Annotated in this window: 1 protein-coding gene and 1 pseudogene; both read left to right on the top strand. The window is 48.1% G+C overall.

What is annotated here, in order from left to right:
• Positions 1-1,031: PTS transporter subunit EIIC (locus R7Q38_RS23950; RefSeq protein WP_318114547.1), on the top strand; the 1,031-nt coding region annotated here is incomplete at its 5' end.
• A gap of 47 nt (positions 1,032-1,078) precedes the next feature.
• A pseudogene (locus R7Q38_RS23945) lies at positions 1,079-1,208 on the top strand (L-sorbose 1-phosphate reductase); the annotation flags it as partial.

The raw sequence follows: 1,208 nt of genomic DNA, 5'->3' as shown, positions 1-1,208 counted from the left end.
ACTTCTCGTTGGGTATCGTCGGTATGTTGTTGTGTTTGTTCGCCTACGAGATTGTTGGCCCTTCGGTCACCGCAGCAAACTTGTTTGTGAAATCAGGCATCGAAGCGTTGGTTGCAACGGGTTTCCTGCCTTTGTTAGCGATCATTAACGAACCAGCAAAAGTGTTGTTCCTGAACAACGCCATTGATCAAGGCATTTACTACCCACTAGGCCTGCAAGCGGCCGCAGAAACGGGCAAGTCCATCTTCTTTATGGTGGCGTCTAACCCAGGTCCTGGTCTTGGTATGCTGCTGGCCTACGCGAAGTTTGGCCAGGGTTTGTCTAAACGTTCTGCACCAAGTGCCATCATCATTCACTTCTTTGGTGGTATTCATGAGTTGTACTTCCCATACGTACTCATGAAACCAATCATGATTGTGGCAATGATTGCTTGTGCGGCGACAGGCATCGCAATCTTCAACCTATTCGATGCCGGTTTGGTCGCGGGTCCAAGTCCAGGCTCTATCTTCTCTTACCTTGCTCTAACTCCGAAAGGTAGCTTCATCGCGACCATCGCAGGTGTGACAAGTGCAACGATTGTCTCTTTCTTGGTAGCAAGTGCGATTTTGAAAGTGAGCAAATCAGAAGAAAAAGAAAGCGAGTTTGAGAAATCAGTTTCTGACATGAAAGAGATGAAAGCGGAAGGCGCAGTTAAGCCAGTTGCAGCTGCGACGACGCAAGAACCGAGCAAGCCAATTTCATTTGTCGCATTCGCATGTGATGCGGGTATGGGCTCTAGTGCAATGGGCGCATCGACCTTCAAACGCAAGCTGGTACAAGCTGGGATAGAGATTGAAGTGAAGAACTTTGCCATCGAGAAAGTCCCGAGTGAAGCCGATATTGTCGTGACACACGAGAGCTTAGAAAGCCGCGCGGTCAACGCGACAGGTTTACCAGTCGTAACGATCAAGAACTTCCTCAACGACCCAGCGCTTGACGAGCTGATGGATAAGATTAAGCAACAAACGGTCGCGACTGAGCAACCAGCCTAACAATGCAGTTTGGGGCGGCAGGTATCGCCCCAATTAGGAGAGAAATCATGGTACAAACAACGGCAGCGGTTATCTGTGGTGAGAAAAACGTTCAATTAAGAACCTTTGATTTACCAAACATTTCAGCCGACGAACTTCTGGTTAAAAACATTTCAAACAGCATTTGTCTATCCACTT

The sequence above is a fragment of the Vibrio sp. Vb0598 genome (genome assembly GCF_033338935.1).
GTDB lineage: Bacteria > Pseudomonadota > Gammaproteobacteria > Enterobacterales > Vibrionaceae > Vibrio > Vibrio alginolyticus.
The sequence above is the reverse complement of the archived record's forward strand: the minus strand, read 5'-3'. Positions and strand labels throughout refer to the sequence as shown.